This window comes from Azoarcus sp. KH32C, from assembly GCF_000349945.1.
Taxonomy (GTDB): Bacteria; Pseudomonadota; Gammaproteobacteria; order Burkholderiales; family Rhodocyclaceae; genus Aromatoleum.
In genome coordinates this window covers 4,177,829-4,203,654 of record NC_020516.1, presented here as the reverse complement: position 1 = coordinate 4,203,654, position 25,826 = coordinate 4,177,829, and the positions used below count along the sequence as shown (strand labels likewise).

Annotated in this window: 20 protein-coding genes; 18 read left to right on the top strand and 2 right to left on the bottom strand. The window is 63.7% G+C overall.

Translation table 11 applies throughout. The features are described 5' to 3' along the window. The first annotated feature begins 22 nt into the window (after positions 1 to 22). From AZKH_RS18765 to AZKH_RS18755, 3 genes are read left to right on the top strand one after another with little or no spacing between them, the layout of a single operon-like run. A complete protein-coding gene (locus AZKH_RS18765; protein ID WP_015437372.1) occupies positions 23 to 1,018 on the top strand; it encodes a ferredoxin hydrogenase small subunit in 996 nt (331 codons plus the stop codon). A gap of 10 nt (positions 1,019 to 1,028) precedes the next feature. Further along, positions 1,029 to 2,483: a nickel-dependent hydrogenase large subunit gene (locus AZKH_RS18760; RefSeq protein ID WP_015437371.1), complete on the top strand. Its 1,455-nt coding sequence runs from the start codon at positions 1,029 to 1,031 to the stop codon at positions 2,481 to 2,483. Positions 2,484 to 2,500: 17 nt separating this feature from the next. Next, positions 2,501 to 3,865 carry a sensor histidine kinase gene (locus tag AZKH_RS18755; protein ID WP_015437370.1) on the top strand — a complete coding sequence of 455 codons (1,365 nt, stop codon included), beginning with the start codon at positions 2,501 to 2,503 and terminating at the stop codon, positions 3,863 to 3,865. Between the two features lie 26 nt (positions 3,866 to 3,891). Here AZKH_RS18755 and AZKH_RS26405 read toward each other — a convergent pair whose 3' ends face one another. After that, positions 3,892 to 5,526, bottom strand: coding sequence for a methyl-accepting chemotaxis protein (locus AZKH_RS26405; RefSeq protein ID WP_015437369.1), 1,635 nt, complete (start codon positions 5,524 to 5,526; stop codon positions 3,892 to 3,894). A 274-nt stretch (positions 5,527 to 5,800) separates the two neighbouring features. Between AZKH_RS26405 and AZKH_RS18745 the strand changes: the two genes are divergently transcribed. The 6 genes from AZKH_RS18745 to AZKH_RS18720 all read left to right on the top strand — a co-directional run bounded on the left by AZKH_RS18745 (position 5,801) and on the right by AZKH_RS18720 (position 13,160). Continuing rightward, on the top strand, positions 5,801 to 6,457 hold the full coding sequence (locus AZKH_RS18745) for a TetR/AcrR family transcriptional regulator (RefSeq protein ID WP_015437368.1): 657 nt from the start codon (positions 5,801 to 5,803) through the stop codon (positions 6,455 to 6,457). After that, positions 6,454 to 7,545 carry an efflux RND transporter periplasmic adaptor subunit gene (locus tag AZKH_RS18740; protein ID WP_015437367.1) on the top strand — a complete coding sequence of 364 codons (1,092 nt, stop codon included), beginning with the start codon at positions 6,454 to 6,456 and terminating at the stop codon, positions 7,543 to 7,545. The genes AZKH_RS18745 and AZKH_RS18740 overlap by 4 nt, the downstream gene beginning before the upstream one ends. Further along, positions 7,542 to 10,763, top strand: a complete 3,222-nt coding sequence (locus AZKH_RS18735; protein ID WP_015437366.1) for an efflux RND transporter permease subunit — start codon at positions 7,542 to 7,544, stop codon at positions 10,761 to 10,763. Before AZKH_RS18740 ends, AZKH_RS18735 begins: the two co-directional genes overlap by 4 nt. Before the next feature lie 67 nt (positions 10,764 to 10,830). After that, complete coding sequence (locus AZKH_RS18730; RefSeq protein ID WP_015437365.1) at positions 10,831 to 11,484, top strand: protein-L-isoaspartate O-methyltransferase; 654 nt, start codon at positions 10,831 to 10,833, stop codon at positions 11,482 to 11,484. Positions 11,485 to 11,494: 10 nt separating this feature from the next. After that, on the top strand, positions 11,495 to 11,818 hold the full coding sequence (locus AZKH_RS18725) for a rhodanese-like domain-containing protein (protein ID WP_015437364.1): 324 nt from the start codon (positions 11,495 to 11,497) through the stop codon (positions 11,816 to 11,818). A 31-nt stretch (positions 11,819 to 11,849) separates the two neighbouring features. Beyond that, positions 11,850 to 13,160: a TolC family outer membrane protein gene (locus tag AZKH_RS18720; RefSeq protein WP_015437363.1), complete on the top strand. Its 1,311-nt coding sequence runs from the start codon at positions 11,850 to 11,852 to the stop codon at positions 13,158 to 13,160. Positions 13,161 to 13,169: 9 nt separating this feature from the next. Here the strand turns inward: AZKH_RS18720 and waaA are convergent, their stop codons facing one another. Next, on the bottom strand, positions 13,170 to 14,447 hold the full coding sequence (gene waaA / locus AZKH_RS18715) for a lipid IV(A) 3-deoxy-D-manno-octulosonic acid transferase (RefSeq protein ID WP_015437362.1): 1,278 nt from the start codon (positions 14,445 to 14,447) through the stop codon (positions 13,170 to 13,172). Positions 14,448 to 14,611: 164 nt separating this feature from the next. On the opposite strand from waaA, the gene AZKH_RS18710 reads away from it, so the two are divergent. From AZKH_RS18710 to AZKH_RS18670, 9 genes are all read left to right on the top strand, one after another. Beyond that, positions 14,612 to 15,619, top strand: coding sequence for an NAD-dependent epimerase (locus AZKH_RS18710; protein ID WP_015437361.1), 1,008 nt, complete (start codon positions 14,612 to 14,614; stop codon positions 15,617 to 15,619). Between the two features lie 664 nt (positions 15,620 to 16,283). Next, a complete protein-coding gene (gene galE, locus AZKH_RS18705) occupies positions 16,284 to 17,291 on the top strand; it encodes a UDP-glucose 4-epimerase GalE (protein ID WP_015437360.1) in 1,008 nt (335 codons plus the stop codon). 50 nt (positions 17,292 to 17,341) lie between these two features. Next, positions 17,342 to 18,115 carry an ABC transporter permease gene (locus AZKH_RS18700; protein ID WP_231874428.1) on the top strand — a complete coding sequence of 258 codons (774 nt, stop codon included), beginning with the start codon at positions 17,342 to 17,344 and terminating at the stop codon, positions 18,113 to 18,115. Continuing rightward, positions 18,105 to 19,394 (top strand): ABC transporter ATP-binding protein, encoded by a 1,290-nt coding sequence (locus tag AZKH_RS18695; protein WP_015437358.1) that lies wholly within the window; start codon positions 18,105 to 18,107, stop codon positions 19,392 to 19,394. Before AZKH_RS18700 ends, AZKH_RS18695 begins: the two co-directional genes overlap by 11 nt. A 30-nt stretch (positions 19,395 to 19,424) precedes the next feature. After that, positions 19,425 to 20,666 carry a bifunctional 2-polyprenyl-6-hydroxyphenol methylase/3-demethylubiquinol 3-O-methyltransferase UbiG gene (locus AZKH_RS26400; protein WP_156822127.1) on the top strand — a complete coding sequence of 414 codons (1,242 nt, stop codon included), beginning with the start codon at positions 19,425 to 19,427 and terminating at the stop codon, positions 20,664 to 20,666. 4 nt (positions 20,667 to 20,670) lie between these two features. After that, on the top strand, positions 20,671 to 22,575 hold the full coding sequence (locus AZKH_RS27730) for a glycosyltransferase (protein WP_015437356.1): 1,905 nt from the start codon (positions 20,671 to 20,673) through the stop codon (positions 22,573 to 22,575). A gap of 43 nt (positions 22,576 to 22,618) precedes the next feature. Further along, positions 22,619 to 23,464 carry a glycosyltransferase family 2 protein gene (locus tag AZKH_RS18680; protein WP_015437355.1) on the top strand — a complete coding sequence of 282 codons (846 nt, stop codon included), beginning with the start codon at positions 22,619 to 22,621 and terminating at the stop codon, positions 23,462 to 23,464. Next, positions 23,464 to 24,351 (top strand): hypothetical protein, encoded by an 888-nt coding sequence (locus AZKH_RS18675; RefSeq protein WP_015437354.1) that lies wholly within the window; start codon positions 23,464 to 23,466, stop codon positions 24,349 to 24,351. Before AZKH_RS18680 ends, AZKH_RS18675 begins: the two co-directional genes overlap by 1 nt. Continuing rightward, entirely contained in the window at positions 24,348 to 25,826 is a 1,479-nt protein-coding gene (locus tag AZKH_RS18670; RefSeq protein ID WP_015437353.1) for a hypothetical protein, read from the top strand. Before AZKH_RS18675 ends, AZKH_RS18670 begins: the two co-directional genes overlap by 4 nt.

The following is a 25,826-nucleotide window of genomic DNA, read 5'->3' as shown; positions in this document are numbered from 1 at the left end:
AAACGCAAACCGGAGCCAAGCCATGAACCTCCTCTGGCTCCAATCCGGCGGCTGCGGCGGCTGCACCATGTCGCTGCTGTGCCACGACGCCCGCGACCTCATCGCGATGCTCCGCGACGCAGGCATCAACATCCTCTGGCACCCCGCACTCTCCGAACAAACCGGCTCCGAAGTCGTCGCACTCCTAGAATCCTGCGTCCGCGGCGACACCCAAGTGGACCTCCTCTGCATCGAAGGCTCGATGCTGCGCGGCCCCCAAGGCACCGGCCGCTTCCACATGCTCGCCGGCACCGGCCGCCCCATGATCGACTGGGTCAAAGACCTCGCCGCCCGCGCCAAACACACCCTCGCCATCGGTAGCTGTGCAGCCTACGGCGGCGTCACTGCCGGTGGCATGAATCCAGCCGAAGCCTGTGGCCTGCAATACGACGGCGAAACCCGCGGCGGCCTCCTCGGCGCCGACTACACCGGCGCGGCGGGCCTCCCCGTCATCAACATCGCCGGCTGCCCCACCCACCCGGCGTGGGTCGTCGAAACGCTCCTCGGCCTGGCGCTGGGCGAACTCGGCGCCGACGACCTCGACCCCGTCGGCCGCCCGCGCTTCTACGCCGACCAACTCGTCCACCACGGCTGCAGCCGCAACGAATTCTACGAATTCAAAGCCAGCGCCGAAAAAGCCTCAGACCTCGGCTGCCTGATGGAAAACCTCGGCTGCAAAGGCACCCAGGCCCACGCCGATTGCAACGTCCGCCCCTGGAACGGCGGCGGATCCTGCATCACCGGCGGCTATGCCTGCATCGCCTGCACCGAACCCGGCTTCGAAGAACCCGGCCACCCCTTCGCGATGACGCCCAAGGTCGCAGGCATCCCCATCGCTCTCCCCTCCGACATGCCCAAAGCCTGGTTCGTCGCACTCGCCGCGCTGTCGAAGTCCGCGACTCCGAAGCGCGTCCGCGACAACTCGCGCGTCGACCACATCGTCGTCGCCCCGCCGATCCGCTGGAGACGAGCAAAGTGAGGCACCAAGAATGACCCGCCTCATCGTCGGCCCCTTCAACCGCGTCGAAGGCGACCTCGAAGTCACGCTCGACATCAGTGACGGCCGCGTCGCGTCCGCGCAGGTCAACTCGCCGCTCTTCCGCGGCTTCGAACAGATCCTGCTCGGCAAGGACCCGCGCGACGCGCTCGTCTTCGTCCCGCGCATCTGCGGCATCTGCTCCGTCTCGCAATCGGCCGCCGCCGCCCGCGCGCTCGGCGACGCGATGGGCCTCACGCCGCCCCCGAACGGCGAACTCGCCGCGAACCTGATCCTCGCGAACGAAAATCTCGCCGACCACTTCACCCACTTCTACCTCTTCTTCATGCCGGATTTCGCGCGCGACGCCTACGCCGGCCGACCCTGGTTCGACGCCGCGCGCGCCCGCTTCAAGGCCGTCGAAGGCGCGGCCACCGCAGACGCCTTGCCCGCCCGCGCGAGCTTCCTGCAGATCCTCGGCATCCTCGCCGGCAAATGGCCGCACAGCCTCACGCTTCAGCCTGGCGGGTCGGCGCGCGGCATCGGTCCGTCCGAGAAGATCCGCGTCCACGCGCTGCTGCGCCAGTTCCGCGGCTGGCTCGAACGCCGGCTCTTCGGCGACAGCCTCGAAGCGATCGCCGGGCTCGACTCGATCGCCGCCCTGGAAGCCTGGAAGGCGAGCCGCGCGCCCGCATCGAGCGACTTCCGCCTCTTCCTCGAAATCGCCGACGCGCTCGCGCTCGACCGCCTCGGCCGCGCGACCGACCGCTTCCTCAGCTACGGCAACTACCCGCTCGCCGGCTCGCCGCTCTTCGCCCGCGGCGTCTGGCACGCCGCGACGGCGACGCTCGCGCCGGTCGCCCACACCGACATCGCCGAAGACGCGAGCCACGCCTGGATGGCCGACGCGCATCCGCGACATCCCTGGCAAGGCGACACCCGCGTCGACATCGACCGTCCCGGCGCCTACAGCTGGTGCAAGGCCCCACGCCTCAAGGGCGAAGTCGTCGAATGCGGCGCGCTCGCACGCCAGGTCGTCGACGGCCACCCGCTGATCCGCGAACTCGTCGCCCGGTCCGGCGGCAATGTCGCCAATCGCGTCATCGCGCGGCTCCTCGAATTCGCCCGCGTCGTGCCGGCGATGGAAAGCTGGATACGCGCCATCGAACCGGGCGAACTCTTCTGCCAGCAAGGGGCCATGCCCGATGAAGCGCAAGGGCTCGGCATGGTCGAAGCCGCCCGCGGCGCGCTTGGCCACTGGCTCGTGGTCCGGCAGGGGCGTATCGCCAACTACCAGGTTGTCGCCCCCACCACCTGGAATTTTTCGCCGCGCGACGCCGCCGGCACCCCGGGCGCGCTCGAACAGGCGCTCGTCGGCACACCGGTCGGGCAGGGCGAGGCGGTGCCTCTCGCCGTCCAGCACGTCGTGCGCTCCTTCGATCCGTGCATGGTGTGCACGGTCCATTGACCCCCGGACAAAACGCGATGAGCGAGCATCATCCTTCCGGCAAGACCCCCGGCCACACCGGTCATCCCGGCGAACTGATCGCCGTCGATGAAGACATGTGGATGGACGTCATCCACAAGATGGACGAGGTCTACTCCGACCTTCTGCAGTACGAAGTCGCCCTCGAAGAGAAGAACGCCAAGCTCGAGGAATCGCAGCAGTTCATCCTCTCCGTGCTGACCTCGATGTCCGACATCATGGTCGTGTGCGACCGCAACGGCCAGATCGAGGACGTCAATCGTTCGCTCGTCGACTTCTGCGGCCGCGAAGCCGCCGACCTGCGCGGTCGTCCGATCTACGACCTCTTCGCCGACGAGCTCTCGCACGACCGTGCGCGCGAGCTTCTCGGCAGCTTCGGCCAGCAGGCCGTGCACGATTGCGAACTGCCGCTGCGATCGAGCGACGGCAGCGCCGTGCCGGTCTCGCTCAACTGCACGCCCCGCTTCAGCTCCGTCGGCAAATCGCTTGGCATGGTCATCACCGGCCGCCCCGTCGGCGAACTGCGCAAGGCCTACCGCGCGCTGCGTCAGGCCCACGAGGACCTCAAGCGGACCCAGCAGCAACTGCTGCATTCGGAAAAGATGGCCTCGCTCGGGCGGCTCGTCGCCGGCGTCGCGCACGAGCTCAACAACCCGATCAGCTTCGTCCTCGGCAACGTCCACGCGCTCCGGCGCTATGCGGAGCGCCTCGAATGCTACCTCGCCGCGGTGCACCGCGGAGAGTCGCGCGAAGCGCTCGAGGAACTGCGCGGCGAACTACGCATCGACCGCATCCTCGCCGACCTGCCGCCGCTGATCGAAGGCACGATCGAAGGCGCCGAGCGCACGCGCGACATCGTCGATGGCCTCAAGCGCTTTTCCGCGATCGACCGTGACGAGAACCGACCGTTTGACCTCACCGAAGTCGTTGAACGCGCTGTGCGCTGGGTGTGCAAGGCGGCGCGCGAGAACTTCCGCGTCAATATCGACCTGCCCGCGGAATTGCCGCTCACCGGCTCGGCCGGCCAGATGCAGCAGGTTGTGATGAACCTCGTGCAGAACGCCTGGGACGCCACCGCCGAGCTGGCCGAACCGCGCCTCGACATCGCCGCCGAAATCGGCGACGGACGCGTGCAGCTACGCTTTCACGACAATGGACCGGGCCTCGCGCCGGAGATCCTCGACCGCATCTTCGACCCCTTCTTCACGACCAAGCCAGTCGGCATGGGCACCGGCCTCGGGCTCGCGATCAGCTACGGCATCGTCGAGCGCCACGGCGGGCGCCTGTCGGTGGCCAACGCCCCCGAGGGCGGCGCGCTATTTACGGTCGACCTGCCGCTGCTCGCACCGACCCGCGGCGCATAGCGGGTCGCACCGCTCCCCGACGCGCCTCAGCCGGCGACGCGGAAGCGCTGCACCAGGCTCTGCAGCTGCGATGCGACGCTTTCCAGCGAACCCGCGACTTCCGCCGATTGACGCACGGCGACGTGGTTCTCCTCGGCCATGCGGGCGATCCGTTCGACGCTCTGCGCGATGCCCTGGCTCGCGGCGCGCTGTTCCGTCACCGCTCGCGCGATGTCGTCGATGCCGTTGTTCGCCCTTGCAACCGAGTCGTCGGCCTGCGCGAGGCTGCTGACGACGCGCTCCACGCACGCATGGCTCTTTTCCAGTGCCTGCAGGCCGCCCTGGATCGCGCGTTCGACTTCCGACGACCGGTCGCCGAGCCCCGTCGTCACCTGGTCGATCTGGCCCGCGGAATGCGACGAGCGCTCGGCGAGCTTGCGCACTTCGTCGGCGACGACCGCGAAACCGCGGCCCTGTTCGCCGGCCCGCGCGGCCTCGATCGCCGCATTGAGCGCGAGCAGGTTCGTCTGGTCGGCAATCTCCCGCACCTGGCGCGTCATCGACGTGATCGTGGTCGTGCTGTCGATGAAGGCCGCAGCCGATTCGGCCATCGCGCGCACCGCCGTTTCGATCGCACCGACCTCCCGTACCAGCTGCTCGAGGTTGTCGTGGCTCTCCTTCGTCCGCGACTTCGCATCGAGCGACATGCCCCGCACTTCCTCGGCGCTATTCGCGACGGCGGCGATGCTCACGGTCAATTCCTCGATCGTCGCCGCTGCCGATTCCGTCGCTTCGCTTTGCTCATGCGAGCGCTGTTGGCCATGCGATGCCGAACTTGCCAATTGCGACGCCGCACTGCGCAGACCGTCGGACTCGCGCTTCAGATCGACGATGATGTTCTGCAGCGTGTTCATGAAGGCGTTGAAGGACGTCGCGCTTCCCGCGATCTCGTCCCCACCTTCGGTCGGCAGCCGCTTGCGGAGGTCCGCGTCGCCGGCCGCGAGTTCGTTGGTGAAGCGCGCCAAGCTCTGCAAGCGCTGCGAAATGCCGCGTACCGTAACCAGGCTGAAGACGAGCAGCAGGGGAAGCGCAAGCGCCAGAGCGCCCAGCGTCAGGCGCTCCTGCAGGCGGGCCTCGGCGGCGGCATCGTCGCGCGTCCGCTTGGTCTCTTCGACGAGCCGGTCGCTGATCCCGTCCAGCGTCTTTTCGAGTTCGCCGAACAGCTCTTCGAAATGAGGTTTCTTCGCGAACGCTGCCTCGTTTTGTTCGAGCGAGATGCGCACCATTTCCTGTGCGCCCTTCGTGTACGCATCGAGCGGCGTGTCGGCCTGTTCGATCGCGCGGCGCAGATCGGCCGATATCGGGAGCTTGAGCAGTTCGGTGACGTTCGACTTGATCGCCTTCGAATGCTCGGCGACGTCTTCCATCGCCGCCTTGTGCGCCTCGGCGTCGTTGCGCATGCCGGCGAGCAGAGCCGCCTGGACGTCGCTGTTCAGCGCGTCGTGGAACATGTCGGTTTCGACGTGGAAGCGGATCGCTTCCGCGTAGGTCGTCGATACCGCGCTGGCTTCCGAGAGACGAACCGTCGAGGAATAGCCGATCAGGCCCACGCCGAGCGTTAGAGCGAGCGACAGCCCCGCCGAGCCGAGCAGCTTCTGTTTGATGGTCAATGTGAAAGCCATGGGCGAATCCCTTTGCATTCCAGTCAACTGACGCCTTGCGGGTCCCCGCTGCGTCGGGCGCATTCCATCCGAGCGGGCGTGCTGGTCCACAAGACAACGGCAAATTTGAAACGGAGTTTAATGAATTGGCGCATCTTTACCCTTGATGTAAACAAGGGTGATGTGAATTCGCGCGGGTCCGCGGCTGCCCGCCGATCAAAGAAAGAATTTGTCGCACCGGAAACAGCTGTCTATAGTACTGACTAGTCAGTCAGTAACGTTCCGGAGACAGGTAATGAGTGAAACGGCGAACGCCGAACCCCGACGTCGGCGACGCAAGGAAGCGCGGCCGCAGGAGCTGACCTCGGCCGCCTTAGCGTTGTTCGTGGAGAAGGGCTTCGCCGCGACCAAGCTCGACGACGTCGCCGCCCGCGCCGGTGTCTCCAAGGGCACGCTGTACCTGTACTTCGACAGCAAGGAAGCGCTCTTCAAGGCGGTCATCCAGGAAGGCGTCGTGCCGGCGATCGCGGCGGGCGAAGCGCTGCTGGACGAATACAACGACCCGGTCGCGCTGCTCCGCGCGATCCTCTACGGCTGGTGGGAACGCATCGGCAGCACCGAGCTCGGCGGGATACCGAAACTGATGATGTCCGAGGCGCGCAATTTCCCCGACGTCGCCGTCTATTACCACGAGGTCGTGATCCAACGCGGGCTGAACCTGATTCGCGCCGCCATCTCGCGCGGCATCGAGCGCGGCATATTCCGCCAAGTGGACCTCGAGACCGTCGGCAGTGTCCTGATCGCACCCCTGCTGCACCTTGCCGTGTGGCGACACTCGTTCGCATCCTGTTGCGGACCCGACACCAACATCGAGCACTATCTGCAGACCTATTTCGACGTGATCCTCGACGGTCTGCGCGCACAGCCGCTTCGTTCTGGAGAGGGTCGATGAAAGTCCTGGCAAACGCATTGGTGGCTGCCGTCGTGCTGGCGGCCTGTTCCGGCCCGACCGTGCCGGAGAAGGCTCCCCGCGCAGTGATCGTGCGAACCCTTTCGGCATCCGGCAGCGCACCGAGCCTCAACGTCTACACGGGCGAAGTGAAGGCCCGCCACGAAGCCGACCTCGGTTTCCGCATCGGCGGCAAGCTCATTGAGCGTCGCGTCGATGTCGGCGCCCAGGTGCGGGCCGGCCAGGTCCTCGCGCGGCTCGACCCGCAGGATACCCGGCTCGCCGAACAGGCCGCCGGCGCAGCCGTCGCTGCGGCCGAGGCCGACGCCGCGCTCGCGCGCGCCGAGCTGTCGCGCGTCGAGGGATTGCATGCGAAGAACTTCGTCAGCGCGTCGGCCCTCGATACGCGCAGGACTACCTTACAGGCCGCCGAAGCGCGGCTGCGCCAGGCCCGTGCCCAGGCCTCGACAGCCGGCAACCAGACCGCGTACGCGACGCTTGTCGCCGACCACGACGGCGTCGTTACCGCGGCGATGGGCGAAGCCGGCCAAGTGGTCTCCGCCGGTCAGGCCGTCGTGCGCATCGCGCGGCCCGAGGAGCGTGAAGTGCTGATCGCCGTCCCGGAAAGCCGCATCGCGACGCTCGTGCCCGGCATGCCGGCCGTGATCCGCGCCTGGGCGAGCCCGCAGAAAGACTACCCGGCAATAGTGCGCGAGATCGCCCCGGCGGCCGACACCGCGACCCGCAGCTACGCCGTGCGCGTGAGCATCCCCGGAGCGGACGTCGGCTTGCCGCTCGGCGCCACCGCGAGCGTCGCGTTTGCGACGGCCGGTACGGCGCAGACCCTGCTGCCGCTCACTGCGGTGACGCGCGCCGACGGGCGCACAAGCGTCTGGATCGTCGACGACGCATCGCAAGTCCGGCCGGTCGAGGTCGATGTCGGCGAATTCCGCGAGGACGGTGTCGCGATCCGCGGCGGTCTGCCGTCGGGCGCACGTGTCGTGCTGACCGGCGTGCATCGACTGGTCGCCGGCGAGACTGTTCGCCCCGTCGACGAGAACGCGCCCGTCGCGCTGGATATGCGCAAATGAACACCGGCTCCGAACATCGCGACGGACGCTTCAACATCTCGGCCTGGGGCCTGCGTCACCGGTCGCTCGTCCTCTACTTCATGATCGTGCTGACCGTGATCGGCGCGTACTCCTTCGGACGGCTCGGCCAGTCCGAGGATCCGCCCTTCACGTTCAAGGTGATGGTGATCCGCACCGAGTGGCCGGGCGCCGCCGCAGAGGAGGTCGCGCGCCAGGTCACCGACAAGATCGAGAAGAAGCTGCAGGAGGTCGCGCAGGTCGACGTCGTCCGCAGCTTCTCGCGGCCCGGCGAATCGATGGTCTTCTTCGTCGCCCGCGACTCGACGCCGGCGCGCGAGATCCCCGAGGTCTGGTACCAGGTGCGCAAGAAGATCGGCGACATCCGCTACACGCTGCCGCAAGGCATTGTCGGCCCCAGTTTCAACGACGAGTTCGGCGACACCTACGGCAACATCTTCGCGCTGGTCGGCGAAGGGCTCGACCAAGCGGAGCTCAAGCGCTACGCGGAGGCGATCCGCAGCGAACTGCTGCGCGTGCACGACGTCGCGAAGGTCAGCTTCTTTGGCGAGCAGCCGCAACGCGTCTTCATCGAACTGTCGAACACCAAGCTCGCGACCTTCGGCCTTTCCGCGCGCGACATCGTCTCGTCGCTCGCCGGCCAAAACGCCACGGCCGGCGCCGGCTTCTTCGAGACCGGCGACGAACGGATCTGGCTGCGCCCGACCGGCGCCTTCGACGACCTCGATGCGATCCGCGCGACCGTGATCCGCGCGCAAGGCCGCAGCTTCCGCCTCGGCGACGTCACCGAGGTCCGCCGCGGCTATGCCGATCCGCCACGCGAACGCATGCGCTTCAAGGGCGAGGACGCGCTCGGCATCGGCGTCTCGATGCGCGCGGGCGGCGACATCATCGCGCTCGGCAAGCACCTCGACGAGGCCGTCGCGCGCATCGAAGCGCAACTGCCGGTCGGTCTGCGCCTGGAGCGCGTCGCCGACCAGCCGCGCGCCGTGTCCCGCTCGGTCGGCGAGTTCGTGCATGTGCTCACCGAGGCCGTCGTGATCGTGATGGCCGTGAGCCTGATGTCGCTCGGCCTGCGCACCGGCGTCGTCGTGCTCGTGATCATCCCGGTCGTGCTCGCGATCACCTTCCTCTTCATGAACCTCTTCGACATCGGCCTGCACAAGATCTCGCTCGGCGCGCTGATCATTGCGCTGGGCCTGCTGGTCGACGACGCCATCATCGCCGTCGAGATGATGGCGACGAAGATGGAGCAGGGCTGGGACCGCGTCCGCGCGGCGAGCTTCGCCTACACCTCGACCGCGATGCCGATGCTCTCCGGCACGCTCGTCACCGCCGCCGGCTTCCTGCCGATCGCGACCGCCGCATCCTCGACCGGCGAATACACGCGCTCGATCTTCCAGGTCACCGTGATCGCGCTGCTCGTGTCCTGGGTCGCTGCCGTGCTCTTCGTGCCCTGGCTCGGCCTGCACCTGCTGCCGGACTTTCGCGCCAACAACGGCAAGCCTTCGCCGCTCGCGCGCCTCCTCGCACGGGTCTCGCCACGCTTCGCCGAGCGAATGGCCGCGCGTCGTGCGGCGCACGCCCACGCGCAGCACGACGAGCACGCGATCTACCACACCCCCTTCTACAGCCGCTTCCGCGCCCTCGTCGAAGCCTGCGTCGCCCACCGCTGGCGCGTGATCGCGCTGACCGTCGCGATCTTCATCGCTTCCCTCGTCGTCTTCGTGCGCTTCGTGCCGCAGCAGTTCTTCCCCGACTCGACCCGCCCCGAGTTGCTGATCGACCTGCGTCTCGCCGAAGGCGCGTCGCACGACGCGACCGAGCGCGCGGTCAAGCGCATCGAAGCCTTTCTCGACGGCGAATCCGGCATCGACAACTACGTCGCTTGGCTCGGCGGCGGCAGTCCGCGCTTCTACCTGCCGCTCGATCAGCAGCTCGAACAGACCAGCTTCGCCCAGTTCGTCGTCCTGACCGACGGCCCCGCCTCCCGCGAGGCCCTGCGCGCGAAGCTGATCGCGCTGTTCGAGCAGGGGCCGCCCGACGTGCTCGGCGTCGTCAATCGCCTCGAAAACGGTCCGCCGGTCGGCTTCCCGGTCCAGTACCGCGTCAGCGGCCAGAACATCGATGAGGCGCGTCGCGTCGCGCATCAGGTCGCCGAAGTCATGCGCGGCAACGCCGAGCTCTCGAACGTGCATCTCGACTGGGAAGAGCCCTCGAAACGTGTCGGCTTGCGCATCGACCAGGACAAGGCACGCCTGCTGGGGCTCTCCAGCCAGGATGTTGCGACGCTTTTGAACACCTCGCTGCAGGGGCTCGCCGTCACGCAGTTCCGCGAAGGCACCGAGACCATCGATGTGCTGCTGCGCGGCGCCGAGTCCGAACGTGTCCATCTCGGCCTGCTGCCGGACCTCGCGATCCCGACCGGCAACGGCCACAGCGTCTCGCTGTCGCAGATCGCGACCCCGGAATACGGCTTCGAGCAAGGCGTGATCTGGCGCCGCAACCGCGTGCCCACCGTCACCGTGCGCGCAACCCTGTACGGCAACGTCCAGCCCGCCGCCATCGTCGCCCAGCTCGCGCCGCAGATCGACGCGCTGCAGGCCAAGCTGCCGCTCGGCGCCCACATCGAAGTCGGCGGGTCGGTCGAGGAGAGCGCCAAAGGCGGCGGCTCGGTCGCGGCCGGGATGCCGCTTTTCATCATTGCCGTGCTGACGGTGCTGATGCTCCAGCTGCAGAGCTTCTCCCGCGTCGCGATGGTCGTGCTGACCGCGCCGCTCGGGCTCGTCGGCGTGACGACCTTCCTGCTTGCGTTCCACAAGCCCTTCGGTTTCGTTGCGATGCTCGGCACCATCGCGCTGTCGGGGATGATCATGCGCAACGCGGTGATCCTGGTCGACCAGATCCGCCAGGACCGCGAGGCCGGGCGCAGCGCCTGGGAGGCCGTCGTCGAATCGACCGTGCGTCGCTTCCGTCCGATCATGCTGACCGCCGCCGCGGCGATCCTTGCGATGATTCCGCTCACACGCAGTGCCTTCTTCGGTCCGATGGCGGTGGCGATCATGGGTGGGCTGACCGTCGCGACGCTGCTGACGCTGATCTTTCTACCTGCGTTGTATGCGGCCTGGTATCGGGTGGCGCGCGAAACCACTGAAGCGTCCGGATCATCGCGGCCTCTTGCGACGCAACAAGTGAGTTAGAATGTGAAAGTTTACTCACCGCGCGCTCTATTAGCGTGTGCTAATATTTGGACAGGAAGCCAAAGCCATGAACTTCGAACGTGCCCGCTTCAACATGGTCGAGCAGCAGATCCGCCCTTGGGATGTGCTGGATATGGACGTCCTCGACCTACTGATGACGGTCAAGCGCGAGGAATTCGTTCCCTCCGCCTACAAGACGCTCGCCTTCGCTGACGGCGAGATCCCGATCGGCTGCGGCCAGGTGATGCTCAAGCCGGTGATCGAAGGCAAGATCCTGCAGGCGCTGCAGCTCAAGCGTTCGGACTCCGTGCTCGAGATCGGTGCCGGTTCGGGCTACTTCGCGGCGCTGCTCGCGGCTCGTACCGACTGGGTGCGGACGATCGAAATCGAACCCGAACTCGCCAAGTTCGCGAGCGAAAACCTCAACCGCTACGGCGTCGAGAACGTCATCGTGGAAGAGGGTGACGCCGCCGGGGGCTGGTCGGCCCGCGCGCCCTACGACGTGATCGTCGTCTCGGGCGGACTGCCGATGCTTCCGCAAAGCCTGCTCCAGCAACTGAAGGTCGGCGGCCGCCTGTTCGCCTTCGTCGGCGACGCCCCCGTCATGGAAGGTCGTCTCGTGACCTGTACCGGCGAAGGCCAGTTCAAGACCGAAGACGTTTTTGAAACCATCGTCCCGATGCTGAAGAACGCGCAGCGCAAGGACGAATTCCGCTTCTAAGGAGTTCAGGATGCGACAGATGAGCGTCACCGAGCTGGCCGACTGGCTGGCTGACCCCGAACGCGCGAAACCCATGCTGCTCGACGTGCGCGAGCCGGCAGAGTTCGACATCTGCCGCATCCCCGGCGCTGAGCTGATGCCGATGGGCACCGTGCCCGCCCGTCAGCAGGAGCTCGATCCCGATGCCGACATCGTAGTAATCTGCCATCATGGCGGCCGCAGCGCACAGGTCTGCATGTTCCTCGAGAGGCAGGGCTTCTCGCGTGTGGTCAATCTTGCCGGCGGCGTCCATGCGTGGGCCGAGCTGGTTGATCCGGCCATGCCTCGTTACTGACCGATCGCTGCGTATTCCTCCGGAGAAGTAGATGAAACGTGCGGCAGTAGTCTGTCTGGCGAGCCTCTTGTCGAGCGCGGCGTGGTCGGCGGACCTGATGCAGGTGTATCGCGAGGCGCTTGCCAACGATGCTCGTTATGCCTCGGCGCGCGCGCAATACGACGCCGGGCAGGAAAAGGTCGTCCAGGGGCGGGCGGGGCTTCTGCCGGCGGTCGGTGCCAGCGCCGGGACGACATGGAACGACCTGGACATCCGTCGCCCGGACTTGGGTTCCCATCAGTACAACAGCAATAGCTACGGCGTCCAGCTCACGCAGCCGCTCTTCCGCTGGCAGAACTGGGTCCAATACAAGCAGGGCGAACTGCAGACTGCGCTGGCCGAAGCCCAGCTCGGGCTCGCGCGCCAGGACCTCATCCTACGCGTCTCGCAGGCCTATTTCGATGTCCTCAACGCCCAGGATTCCCTGAGCGCGGTCTCGGAACTGCGCAAGGCTGCCTCCGAACAACGGCAGCTCGCGAAGGCGAGCTTCGAGGTCGGCACGGTCACGATCACCGACGTGCATGAAGCCCAGTCGCGCTTCGACCTCGCGTCGGCGCAGGAAATCGCCGCGCAGAACGACCTCGACGTGCGCCGTCAGGCCCTCGCCCAGATCGTCGGCAAGGAAACCTCGCCTCTCGCCGGCCTGCGCCCCGGCCTGACATTGTCCCGGCCCCAGCCCGACAACATCGTGGACTGGGCCTCGGCTGCGGAGCAGGGCAGTTATACCGTGCAGGCCCAGCAACTGGCGTTACAGATCGCCGATCGCGAGGTCGAACGTTCGCGCGCCGGCCATTACCCGACGGTCGATCTGGTCGCGACCCAAGGCCGCAACAGCGTCGGCTTCAGCACCAGCACCGGCCGCTCGCAGGTCACCGAGGCGACGACGGTTGGTCTGCAACTCAACGTGCCGCTCTTCGCAGGCGGTGCCGTTTCCTCGCGCGAACGCGAGGCAGCGGCTCTGAAGGTGAAGGCCGACGCCGACCTCGAGGACGCCCGGCGCACGGCCGCGCTCGCTGCCCGCCAAGCCTACCTGGGTGTGACCAGCGGTCTCGCGCAGATCAAGGCGCTGGAGGCCGCGAAGGTCTCCTCGACCTCGGCGCTCGACGCGAACCGTCTCGGTTACGAGGTCGGGGTGCGCATCAACATCGACGTCCTGAACGCCCAGAGCCAGCTCGCCGACACCCTGCGCCAGCTTGCTCGGGCCCGCTACGACACGATGCTTGCCCAACTGCGTCTGAAGGCGGCAGCCGGCACCCTCGGCGAAGAGGACATCCAGGTCGTCAACGCCCTGCTGAGCGAATAAGCGACGCCGTCAGGCGTCAGCCTCGCGGCACTCCAGCAGGGCCGCCACGAGCGTCAGTGTCCGCGCCGTGGCGCCCCGGTGGCTTGCCGAAAACGCCAGGCCCGCACGGCCCATCGCTGCACGTCGCGCCGGTTCGCGGAGCAGCGCCAGCGCCGCCCGCATGCCGCTTTCGACATCGTCTTCGCGCAACGCAGTTCCTGCCGCGACCGCCTGCTCGGCGACGAGGGAAAAATTGTAGGTATGGGGGCCGAGAATCACCGGCGTGCCGACCGCGCAAGCCTCGATCAGGTTCTGCCCACCGAAGGGCAGCCAGCTGCCCCCCATCAACACCACGTCCGCCGCCGCGTAATAGGCGAACATTTCGCCCATCGAGTCTCCGAGCCATACGCGCGTCGCCGGCGATACAGGCGCCTCGTCCGAGCGGCGCTGCAACGCCAGTCCACGGTTCGCGACGAGTGTCGCGACCTCGCCAAAGCGCTGGGGATGCCGCGGCACGATGACCAGCAGCGCTTCCGGCGGTGTCGCGGCGACGAACGCGTCGAGGATCAACGCTTCTTCGCCGTCGCGGGTGCTTGCGGCGAGGATCACGGGGCGATTGGCCGTCCGTGTGCGGAAGCGGCTGCCCAATTCGATCAGCGTCGCCGGTGGCGCCATGTCGAACTTGATGTTGCCCGTGATTTCGACGCCATGGGCGCCGAGATCAAGCAGGCGCGCGGCATCGGCCTCGGTCTGCGCCCCGATCGCAGTCAGCGCGCCCAGCGTCAGCCGGCTCAGCGACGGCCATTGCGCGTAACGGCGGGCGGACCGCTCCGACAGCCGCGCATTCGCGAGCAGCACCGGCACGCCGCGGTCGCGGCATGCGCCGAGCAGCGTCGGCCACAACTCCGTTTCCATCACGATGCCTGCCTGCGGGCGGAAATGGCGCAGGAAAGACGTCACGCACGGCTTCAGATCGTAGGGCAGGTAGGCGCGCAGCACGCGCCGCTCGTTGCCGAACAGCGATGCCGACGTCTCCCGCCCGGTCGGCGTCATGTGGGTCAGCAAGACCGAACACTCCGGCCAGCGATCGAGCATCGCGCGCACCAAGGGCTCGGCCGCCCGCGTCTCGCCGACCGACACAGCGTGCACCCAGATCAGTTGCGCCGGAGCCGCGACCGGATACCGCCCGAAGCGCTCGCCGAGGTTCTGCAGATACTCGGGCTGACGGCGCGCGCGCCACAGCAGCCGCGCTGCGACGAAGGGCAGGGCGATCAGCCACAGCAGGGAATAGGCAAGGCGGGCGGGCATCGGAAGGGGCAGCAAGCAAAGCAGCCAAGTATATCCCTCCGTGCTGGCGCGCATGGCTGCCGCAGTGGCTTGATGCCGTGATTCAAGTGAGCCTATGAGGGGGGTCGGGCGCCTATGCGATAATCCGCCCTTATCCCTTTCACTGCAAGAACACCATCCCCGCCATGAAAATTCTCGTTACCGGCGCAGCCGGCTTTATCGGCATGCATGCCTCCCAGGTACTGCTGGCTCGCGGCGACGAGGTCGTCGGTATCGACAACCTCAACGACTACTACGACCCGCAACTCAAGCTCGACCGCCTCGCGCGCCTGACGCCCAATCCCGGCTTCCGCTTCGTGAAGCTCGACGTCGCCGACCGCGCGGGCATGGAACGGCTTTTCGCCGAAGAGAAGTTCGACCGCGTGATCCACCTCGCTGCCCAGGCAGGGGTGCGCTACTCACTGCAGAACCCTCATGCCTACATCGAGAGCAATCTCGTCGGCTTCACGAACATCCTCGAAGGCTGCCGCCACAACAAGGTCCAGCACCTCGTCTATGCGAGCAGCTCCAGCGTCTACGGCGGCAACACCAAAATGCCGTTCTCCGAGCACGACAGCGTCGACCATCCAGTGAGCCTCTACGCCGCGACGAAGAAGGCCAACGAGCTGATGGCCCACACCTACAGCCACCTTTATGGCCTGCCGACGACCGGCCTGCGCTTCTTCACCGTGTATGGCCCCTGGGGGCGCCCCGACATGGCGCTCTTCCTGTTCACCAAGGCGATCCTCGAAGGCCGTCCGATCGACGTTTTCAACCACGGCAAGATGAAGCGCGACTTCACCTACATCGACGACATCGTCGAAGGCGTCATCCGTACCCTCGACCGTGTCGCCGAAGCCGATCCGGCCTTCGATCCGCTGAATCCCGATCCGGGCCGCGGCGCCGCACCTTATCGTGTCTTCAACATCGGCAACAACAACCCAGTCGAGCTGATGGCCTTCATCGAGGCGATTGAGGATGCTGTGGGACAGAAGGCGGAGAAGAATTTCCTGCCGTTGCAGGACGGCGATGTGCCGGCGACCTATGCCGACACCGACGAGCTCAATGCGTGGACCGGCTTTGCGCCGGCGACGAGCGTGCGGGATGGGGTGGGGCGATTCGTGGCGTGGTATCGGGGCTATTTCGGGGTGTAACACCCGCAGCATTCTATTACCTTAGCTCAATATCGCAGAACTTGCTGCAGTGCGATAATTCTATGTTTTTATAGGGCTTCATCCTTTGTGTTGCATCAATCTAGAGGCAGAGGTGAGCGAGTATCGTTTGAGTCGCGGATGTCGGCACTAGAGGAGCACAAGCATCGAGATCGGCGCCAGCATGCATGAACGCGTGCATTTCGATGTGTTCGTTGATGTCGATTGCGGCTATCCAGGGTGGGGCTTGGCTCAGTGCAAAGGGCTTTCAGAGCCCGGTCCGTGGAATCTCCATGCATAACGTGCGCACGGCTACGACTTGCGCACGGAGGGCGGTGTCTTCGTCATATCCGAATCGGTTCGAGCTTTCTCAACCCTGAGCCCGATTCCAGATGACTGGCAATCAACGTACTTTCTAACATATCAAGCAACGACAGGATGTTTGCAGCCTTCAGGGAGGCTGCCACGTATCCCCGAATTTCGGCGTCTCAGAAGGTGACCTGAGCGTTGCGAGCGGGGGGCTTACAGGTGGAGGCGGGTTGATGAATCAACCTAAGAAGGGCGTAGCTGCACAAATTGAACATTCGACGGCAAATTTCTCGGATGGTGATGAAAGGCATTTGAGTTCGGTGGCCTTGACATTGTCTTTCTGCGGCCAGGTGCTTGGATGAGTATTCTCGTCACGGGCGGTGCTGGTTACATCGGTTCGCACACATGCGTCGATCTGCTCGCCGCCGGCCATACGGTCGTGGTGTTCGACAACTTTAGCAACAGCCATCCCGAAGCTTTGCGCCGAGTTGAGCAGATCACCGGGCGAAAACTTGCGGTGGTTCAAGGCGACATTCGCGATCAGGGCGCCATCGAGGCTGTCTTTAGACGCTACGGTTGCAAGGCGGTCATCCACTTTGCCGGACTCAAGGCGGTCGGAGAATCGGTCGAAAAACCGCTCACTTACTATGACAACAATGTCATTGGTACGCATCGCCTCGTCTCGGCCATGCAAAACTGCGGTGTCCACACGCTTGTATTCAGCTCCTCCGCGACCGTATATGGAGAGCCGCAGCGACTGCCCCTGACCGAAGATCATCCGCTCTCCGCGACCAATCCCTATGGCCGCAGCAAGCTCATCATCGAAGATATGCTGCGCGATGTTTTTCGGGCGAATCCCCATTGGAGCATCGCGATCCTGCGATATTTCAACCCGGTTGGAGCCCACGAAAGTGGATTGATTGGCGAAGACCCTCAGGGCACTCCCAACAACCTAATGCCTTTCGTCGCTCAAGTCGCGGTGGGCCGGCGCGAGTTCTTGAATGTTTGGGGGAGCGATTACCCGACCCCCGACGGTACTGGCGTGCGCGACTATATCCATGTGGTGGACCTGGCAGCAGGACACCTCAGAGCGCTGGAGCGGTTTGATATGCCGCAATGTGTTGCGGTGAACCTCGGTACGGGCGTCGGCTACAGCGTTTTGGATGTCGTCAAAGCGTTCGAAAGCGCGAGCGGCCAACGGGTGCCGTATCAACTATCACCCAGGCGAAACGGTGACGCAGCGGCCTGCTATGCGGATCCATCTTTGGCGGAGAGTCTTCTGGGGTGGAAAGCGCAGCGTGACCTCGCGGCAATGTGCAGGGATCACTGGCGTTGGCAAGAGAACAATCCAAAGGGATATGCATGAACCCTCACGCTGCTCGATCAATATCGCCATTGGCGCTTTGGCGTTCCATCGTGAGCAATCGCGGTTTGGTCTTTAACTTGATCAAACGCGAAATCATCGGTCGTTATCGTGGCTCTGTAATGGGGCTGCTTTGGTCTTTCTTCAATCCGGTGCTCATGCTCACTGTATACACGTTTGTGTTCAGCGTGGTGTTCAGGGCACGCTGGGTGGGTGGCTCGGGCTCGAAGACGGAGTTTGCGTTGGTGCTTTTTGCGGGGCTCATGGTCTTTAATCTGTTCGCGGAATGTATTAACAGGGCACCTGACCTCGTAGTCGGGAATGTGAATTACGTTAAAAAAGTAATCTTCCCGCTAGAATTGCTGCCCGTCGTTGGGTTTGGGGCTGCTGCCTTTCACTTTCTGATCAACCTGCTGGTCTGGATACTTTTCTTCTGCGTGTTCTTTGGCGTCCCGTCGCCAACGATTCTTTGGCTACCCCTTGTGCTGATTCCTTTGGTGCTGACGACCCTGGGTTTTTCCTGGTTGTTGGCTTCGCTTGGGGTGTTCATTCGCGATATCACGCAGATAATAGGCGTAATTACCTCAGTCTTGATGTTTGTTTCGCCAATTTTCTATCCTGTCGAGGCCCTGCCTGATCAATATCGCCTGTTTATGAATCTCAATCCCCTGACATTTGTGGTGGAACAGGTGCGCGATGTCATGATCTTTGGCCGTCCGCTGAATGGCTTCTCGTGGCTCACCCAATTGTTATTGTCCGCGCTGGTCGCATGGCTAGGGTTCGCATGGTTTCAGAAGACAAGAAAGGGATTTGCCGATGTCCTCTGAAATCGCGATTGCTGTGCGGGATGTGTCCAAGGTCTACCATATCTACGAACGGCCCCAAGACCGGCTCAAGCAGATGCTTTGGCGAGGCCGACGGAAGTTTCACGATGATTTCTGGGCCCTCCAAGGCATTGATTTCGAGGTTGAGAAGGGCGAAACGGTCGGTATTGTCGGGCGAAATGGCTCAGGTAAGTCGACCTTGCTGCAAATTATTTGCGGAACATTGACGCCCACCACCGGCACAGTAGAGCGGAAGGGACGGATATCAGCACTGCTTGAATTGGGGTCGGGGTTCAACCCGGAATTTTCCGGGCGCGAAAACGTTTATCTGAATGGTTCAATTCTCGGGCTGAGCCGGGCAGAGGTGGATGAACGTTTCGATCGCATAGCTGCGTTTGCCGATATCGGTCAGTTTATCGACAGCCCTGTCAAGCATTACTCCAGCGGAATGTTTGCCCGGCTAGCCTTTTCGGTCGCCGTCCACGTGGATCCGGAGATTTTGATCGTCGACGAGATTCTCGCGGTCGGCGATGCCGCCTTTCAGCGGCGGTGCATGTCTAAGTTTTACGAGATACGCGAAAGCGGCTGCACGATCCTGTTCGTATCCCACGACCAGTACCAGGTGAAATCGGTCTGTCAACGTGCCGTCTATCTTGAGCGCGGAATGCAGAAGATGTTCGGGCCTGCCGGTCGGGTGATCGATGCCTACATGGTGGACATGGAGGCCGTGGAGGCTGCGCGCCTCCCGCCGGTGACCAAGCCGGTCGAAGCGCTGGTGGCTGAACCTGTAGCGACGGGCGACGTGCCGTTGGAGGAACCCGCCGTCGAGCCTGCTTTGGCACCGCCGAGCCAGATTCTGTTCCCATACCTGATCGAGTCCGTGCGCATGAGCGCTGCGGATGGTCGCGACGTGGACGAAGTTGCGACCGGCGACGAATTGATCCTGACGATGCGTTACCGGGCGATCACGCCCACGCCGCCCGACCGGATCAGTTTTGTATTCAATCTGTACCGCCACGACGGTTTCTATGTCTGCGGAACGACCACCCTGATGGACGGGATGGCACCGCATCCCGGGACCCGCAATGGGGAGGTCAGCGTGCGCTTCCCGTCGTTCCCGCTGCTGTCCGGGCGCTACAAGTGGCGCGTGGCGATCAATGACCACGGGGGCTTCTCGGTGCTCGCGGAGGCGAAGGAAGTGTGCCCATTCTCAGTGGTCGATAATTTCGATGCAGTCGGTATCGTCAATCTGGCGCGGGAATGGCAGTTCAGCATCGGCTGATAGTGGGTGATTTTCTGGAGTGCTTGAGTCTTGGAAAGACTATCGTTTTCTGAAAAAGGTGCATATAGCGGGCTGGAAGCCTCGATTCACATGGCTCGCTACGCGATGGCGCGGGAGTGGTGTCGGGGGCGGCGTGTTCTGGATCTGGCTTGCGGCGAGGGCTACGGCTCGCGCCTGATGCGCGACTGGGGGGCAGTCGAGGTTGTCGGTGTAGATGTCTCGCAGGAGTCGATCGAGGCCGCGCAGCACCGCTTTGGGCGCGAGGGCATCCGCTATCTCTGCGGTGAGGCCGAATCCGTGGATGCGCTGCTCGGAGGGGAGCAGTTCGACCTGATCATTTCCCTTGAGACGATCGAGCACCTGAAAGACCCGGTCGCCTACCTACATGCATTGACGCGGCTGCGCGCGCCGGGCGGCGTGATCCTCATCTCCTGCCCCAATGACTGGTGGTATTACCCAACGGACGGGGAGCGCAACCCCTATCACGTCCGCAAGTATGCTTTCGATGAGTTCATGGCCCTTGTCACCTCGGTTCTCGGCGAACCCGACGCGACGGGATTGGGTGTTCCGGTGGCGGGGTTCATCAATCTTTCGATGGGCGAATTGACGTCGTCTGGCCATGCCCGCTCCCAGATCGCCATGATGGACTCGTGCGAGTTCGAAAACGCAATGGTGGTGCCGGCGGAGTCCGGTTCTGTCTCGCACCTCAATGCGAGTTACTTCATCGCCCGCTGGGGCGGGCGACGTGATTACATCAACGGCGCTGGCCTTCTGCCCGTTCCCATGGACGTGTTCCGGAATGGGCTCTATTCCGGCGAGCCCGATCGCGACGCGCGAAACAGACGGATCCTCGGCGACGATTTTGAAACGGTGCGGCAGATGCAGTCCCGTCTCGAACGCCTAGAGGCTGAACAGGCGGACAGGGAGCGGGCTATCGACAAAGGGTGGGAGCAGCGGCTCGACGAGGTAATTCAGGCCGGTGAGGCCAAGGTCGCCGAGGCAAGGGCTTTGATTGCACAACTGTCCGCTGAGGCTGCAGATCTGAAGCTTAAACTGCAGTCCGCGCGGATTCGCGAGCTTGCGATCCAGACCGAGAATCAGGTCATTGCAGGTAACGTCGTGGCTCTGCGCAAGGATAACGGGCGCTTGCAGCGAGAACTTGCCATCTATGCGATCGCCGCACACCGCTATTTCCGTCTGAGGGGGCTAATCCCCGCGTCGGTTCTGGGCCTTGGGCGAAAGCTGCGTAACCTGCGGCGCAATCCGGAGTAAGGCGATGGCGGATGCTGAATTTCGGACTAACGCCATCGAGGTGCCCTATTTCTCGGATTCGGGGCATCCTTTGCTTGGTTTCGACGTCGTGCCGCTCCCCGAGGCGGGGCGGCACGATCGGCCGTGCGTCAATCTAACCTTGGCAATCCTTCCGGCCGGATCCGCCTCGCAGATCGAGCGGATGGTCCGTTCATTGCGGATGGCCCTGCCCGCGTTTGCCGGGGAGTTGTTGTTCGCCGGCGATGCCGCGCTCCCGCTTGCAAGCGCTGGGGCTGTAGAGGAGCTCAAACAGTGGGGTGTCAAGGCTTGGCGGGTTCTGGACGAGACCGGTGCCATTGCTTATCGCAATGCTGTGGTCCGGGAGGCGAGCCGTGACTGGATTTGCTTCATCGACCCGCGGGTGTCCCTGGTCTGGAATCCTCTCCAGATAACGGAGAAGGAGATCGCTAGGCTCGGCGTCCCGGTGATCAATCTGCCGCGGGTGTCACGCAGCGGGAGCTATGTGTCCATCGACCATATCGGGTTCGAGCGCGACGGCTCCCAGTGTCGGATCGTGGCGCGGCCCGCCGTTCGCAGCGCTCTGGGCGCGCAGCAAGGGGGCGCGCTGTGCTCCGGGATCGACAGCGCAAGCCTGCTGATCCGGACCGATGTGCTGCGCAGCGCCGGTGGATTCGACGAAAAGGCCGATCCGGAACTGGCGGACGTGGCATTGGCGATGCGCCTGTTTCGCATGGGCTTGAAAGTTGCCGTATCAGAAGCGGTTGCCATTTACGACGACGAACTACAGAGCCCCGGCGAGCGCATTCTTCTATTGAGCGAGACGTCTGCTCCAGCGGGCCTCCCCGTGGTCGCCGAATCCCTGCGGCCGATTCCCGACGATGCGGTTCGTCCCAAAGTTGCCTTGGTCATCGACGTATATCACTGGGCGTTTGGCAACATTTCACGACAGTTGAAGCGCCACCTGTCCGATCGCTACGACATCAGGATCATCCCGATCGGAGATGTGGGCTGCCTGCTCCGGGTCCTGATGCTGGCAGAGGACTGCCAGCTGATCCACTTCTTCTGGCGCGAGGAGATCCTGCAGATCGGTGCTACGCATTATCGGCAGGCGGCCGAGTCTCTGGGCATGTCGTGGGAGGCATTTGCTGAGCGCTTCCTGAATGGCAAATACATTACTACGTCCATCTACGATCATCTGATGCAGGATCGGGAAAGCGTCGTAGCGCGCGCTGAGGCCTACGCGGGGCTGGCGGGCTATACGGTGGCAAACCAGAAGCTGCTGCAGTTCTACGGTCACCCGCCGGCGCCGTTCCCGGCGCCCGCCTGCACGACGGAGGACGGGGTCGATTTGGGCCTGTTCAAACCGACCAATCTCCAGCGGCTGGCCAGTGCGAACAGCCGGGACCTTATCGTCGGCTGGGTCGGAAACAGCGCCTGGGAGGCCCGGCAGGAAGACTTCAAGGGCTTGCACTCGATCCTGCGGCCGGCTGTCGAGGAGTTGCGCGCCGAAGGCTACCGGATTCGTCTCGAGTTGGCAGACCGGCAGCAGGGATTTACCCCCCATGAGGAAATGCCGCATTACTACGCGAAAATCGACGTGCTGGTATGCGCATCGAAGATCGAGGGCACGCCGAATCCTGTTCTGGAGGCCATGGCCTGTGGGGTGCCGGTCGTATCGACCGACGTCGGTATCGTGCCGGAGGTGTTTGGTGTGCTGCAGCGGCAGTTCATCCTCGAGACCCGTTCGGCGGCCTGCATGAAGGAAAAGCTGAAATCGCTGATCGGCCAGGCGGAATTGCTGCAGGCTCTGTCGGCGGAGAACATTGAATCCATACGCGGATGGGACTGGTCGATCAAGGCCGAGAATTTCCATCGTTTCTTCTTGACCGTCCTCGCACGGCCGAACTGATTCGTGTGCCGTTTTTGTCAAAGCATTTTATTGAGTACAGCTTATGAAGGTCGACGCCTCCTCCTCGCGTTCTGATAAATCGAACGCCAACGAGCGCATTCTGGTTTTTATTCCCGCCTACAATTGCGCCAAGCAGATCGTCCGCGTGCTGGCCCAATTCGAAGGTGTCGAGCGTCATTTCGCGGAAGTCCTGGTCGTGGACAATCGCAGCCCGGACAACACGCTCGACGCTGCCAGCGCGGCGGCCGAGAAGGTCAAGCTGCCGGTCACCGTGGTCAAGAACAACGACAACTATGGCCTCGGCGGATCTCACAAGGTGGCCTTCGGCTACGCCATCGAGCACGGTTTCGATTATTGCGTGGTGCTGCATGGTGACGATCAGGGCAGCATCAAGGATCTCGTTCCGCACTTGGAGGCGGGCGCTCATCGCGATGTCGACTGTCTGTTGGGCGCCCGTTTCATGAAAGGCTCCAGCCTGGAGGGCTATTCGGCATTCCGGACGTTCGGTAACGAGGTCTTCAACCTTCTCTTCTCGGGCGCTGCCGGCAAGCGTCTCTACGATCTGGGGTCGGGCCTGAACCTCTACCGCGTGAGCAAGCTGGCGTCGTCGCAATGGCGCAGTTTTGCCAACAACCTGACGTTCAACTATTTCATGATCCTGGCGACAGTCCATTGGGGGTGGAACATCCGTTTCTTCCCGATCACGTGGCGCGAAGACGACCAGATTTCCAACGTGAGGCTGGCCCGCCAGTCTATGCAGGTGCTGGGCATCCTGGCGCGCTTCGCGTTCAAGCGCCAGGCGTTTCTCGACCTCAATTACTCGGGACGGCCACTTGACGATTACGGTTACACGGTGATCAAGCGGACGGGTGCTGGAGGAGGGGCCTAATGATGGCACCCCGCGGTCCGATGATGTCGGTCGCCTTGTTCGTGCTGTCGGTGGCGGCACTGCTGGCGTACGCCGGCTTGCACATTGCGCACGCCGCTTGGCCGGCCCAACTGGGCGCGCTTGCCTTTCCGGTCACGGTGTATGTGGTGGCGCACGCCCTTCGGGCGATCAGGCTGGGCGTGTTGCTCGGGGCCGATCGGGCGCGCAATCTTCTCGGGCTTTATTTTTATACCGCCGGGTGTTCGGCGATCATCCCGTTCAAACTCGGCGAGCTGGTGCGCATCAATGAAATCGCTTGGTGGGTCGGCGGTTACTGGCGGGGGCTGTTGATCGTCTGGATCGAGCGTGTGTTCGACGTTGTGGCGCTTGGCGCGATGGCGTATTTCATTCTCGCTTCCGGGGCGCAGGAGCCTAAGGACATCGGCTTGCTGCTGTGGGTTATAGCCGGATTCGTTTTCATGACGATGCTGGTATTTTTTGTCGTGCCCGAGCAGCTCAGCAGCCTCAATCTCCATGTGATCCGCAATTACAGCGGGCGCAAGGCAATCCGGATTCTGCACATACTCGATTCGCTGCATCAGTTGTTCGACCAGGTCCGGCCGCTGCTGAAGGGCAAGGTCGTGACGCTGGCCCTGCTGACGTTCTTTATTTGGAGCCTGGAGCTGCTGGCAATGGCGCTCCTGTTCGAGTCCAACCCGTGGCTGGGGGCGCTGACCGGACTCGTCCAGCAGTTCGTCGCGGTGCTGAGTGACGTCAGCCGGACGACGAGCCTCGCTGTGCAGTTTGAAACGATCAAGATCGTTGTCCTGCTGGGCTTCGGCGTGATTGCGCTGCTGTTCTACGGAAGGCTCCGTGTGCGCAGCTTCAAGGGAATGGCTGATTCATGACTAAAGTGCTGCTTTACGACAACGTGTCCTCTGTGCCCCAGGACATCGCTAACCTGCTGGGCGTGAGCCGTTATTCGGATATTTACTACCGCAAGCGTTCGCTCGACCGGTGGATATCGGATATCTGCGCCGAGGCGGGCATCCAGTTCGTCGAACTCAATGCCAACAGGGGCTCCCGCGATGCTGTCGGGGAATTGGCTAACTACAGTGCCGGTGAGCTGGTAGTGATGTACTTGCCGGCTTTCATTGCCTTCGGCTGCCCGGAGGAGACGGCGGCACTTTTCCTGCGCAAGTTGAGTTTCACGCGTTCGTCGCTGTACGTCATGCAGGATGACGCCATGCCGTCCGTCGATCGCCTGCAGGTGGCTGTCACGGTTGGCGGGCTCGCACAGTCGCTCCTGCGCGCCGCCGCCGTGGGCGAACCGGTTGCGGAATTGCTCGCGGGGTCCTTCGATCAGATGCACGCCCTGAAGGGGGACGTGAGCATGATCGATATGCGGGACCCGCTGCACTTTACCGACTACCTTACGAGCAACTTCGACGTTCGCTTCTTCAATTCGGTTCAGACCATCAACGATTTCGTCCTGATCAAGCGTTCGTCCGAGGTTGACAAGCTGCGTAGGGAGCATCGTTACTACAGCCTACTGCCGCCCGAATTGCAGATGTTCTTCATCCAGCCCTACGACTTTCAGGTCGACGGGCGTGGTGCGAGTTACAAGATGGAACGGCTCTTCGTTCCGGACACTGCGCTGCAGTGGATTCACGGCTCACTCGACCGGCTGAGTTTCGAGCGCTTCCTCGACAAAGTGTTCTATTACGTCATGGCGCGCCCGGTCAGGCGGGTGACCGATGACGTGGCCAAGTCCGTCTATCTGGATGCCTACCGGGACAAGGTCCGCGCGCGTTGCGCGCAGTTCGAGGGGCAGCAGGAATACGTACGAATCAAGCCGTATATCGATGCCAACTTTGGCGGCGTGGATGCCTTGTTCGAACGCTATTTCCGGCTTCTCGAGCGCGTCGGATCACGCGGCGTGAGCCGCGAGTTGCGGATTGGGCATGGCGACCTGTGCTTCTCCAACATCCTGTACAGCAAGATCACCGGGATGATGCGATTCATCGATCCTCGTGGCGCGGACGGTGAGGACGACCTCTACGTCAGCCCGTATTACGATCTGGCGAAGCTCTCGCATTCGATCGTCGGCAACTACGACTTCATCAACTATGGGCTGTGTGAGCTGGGGATCGACACCGATCTGCGGGTTCGCCTGTCGGTCGATCCCGGTTCTCCGCCGTGGGCCAGGGAATTGTTCGAGTCGCGCCTGCGTCTGCATGGTTTCGATCCGGCGCTGATTCGTCTGTTCGAGGCTTCCCTCTTCCTCAGCATGGCGCCTTTGCACATCGATGCGCCGAAGAAGGTTCTTGCGTTTCTCGTCAATGCGGATGGAATTCTGTCCGAACTTGAGCCGCTTTTGTAA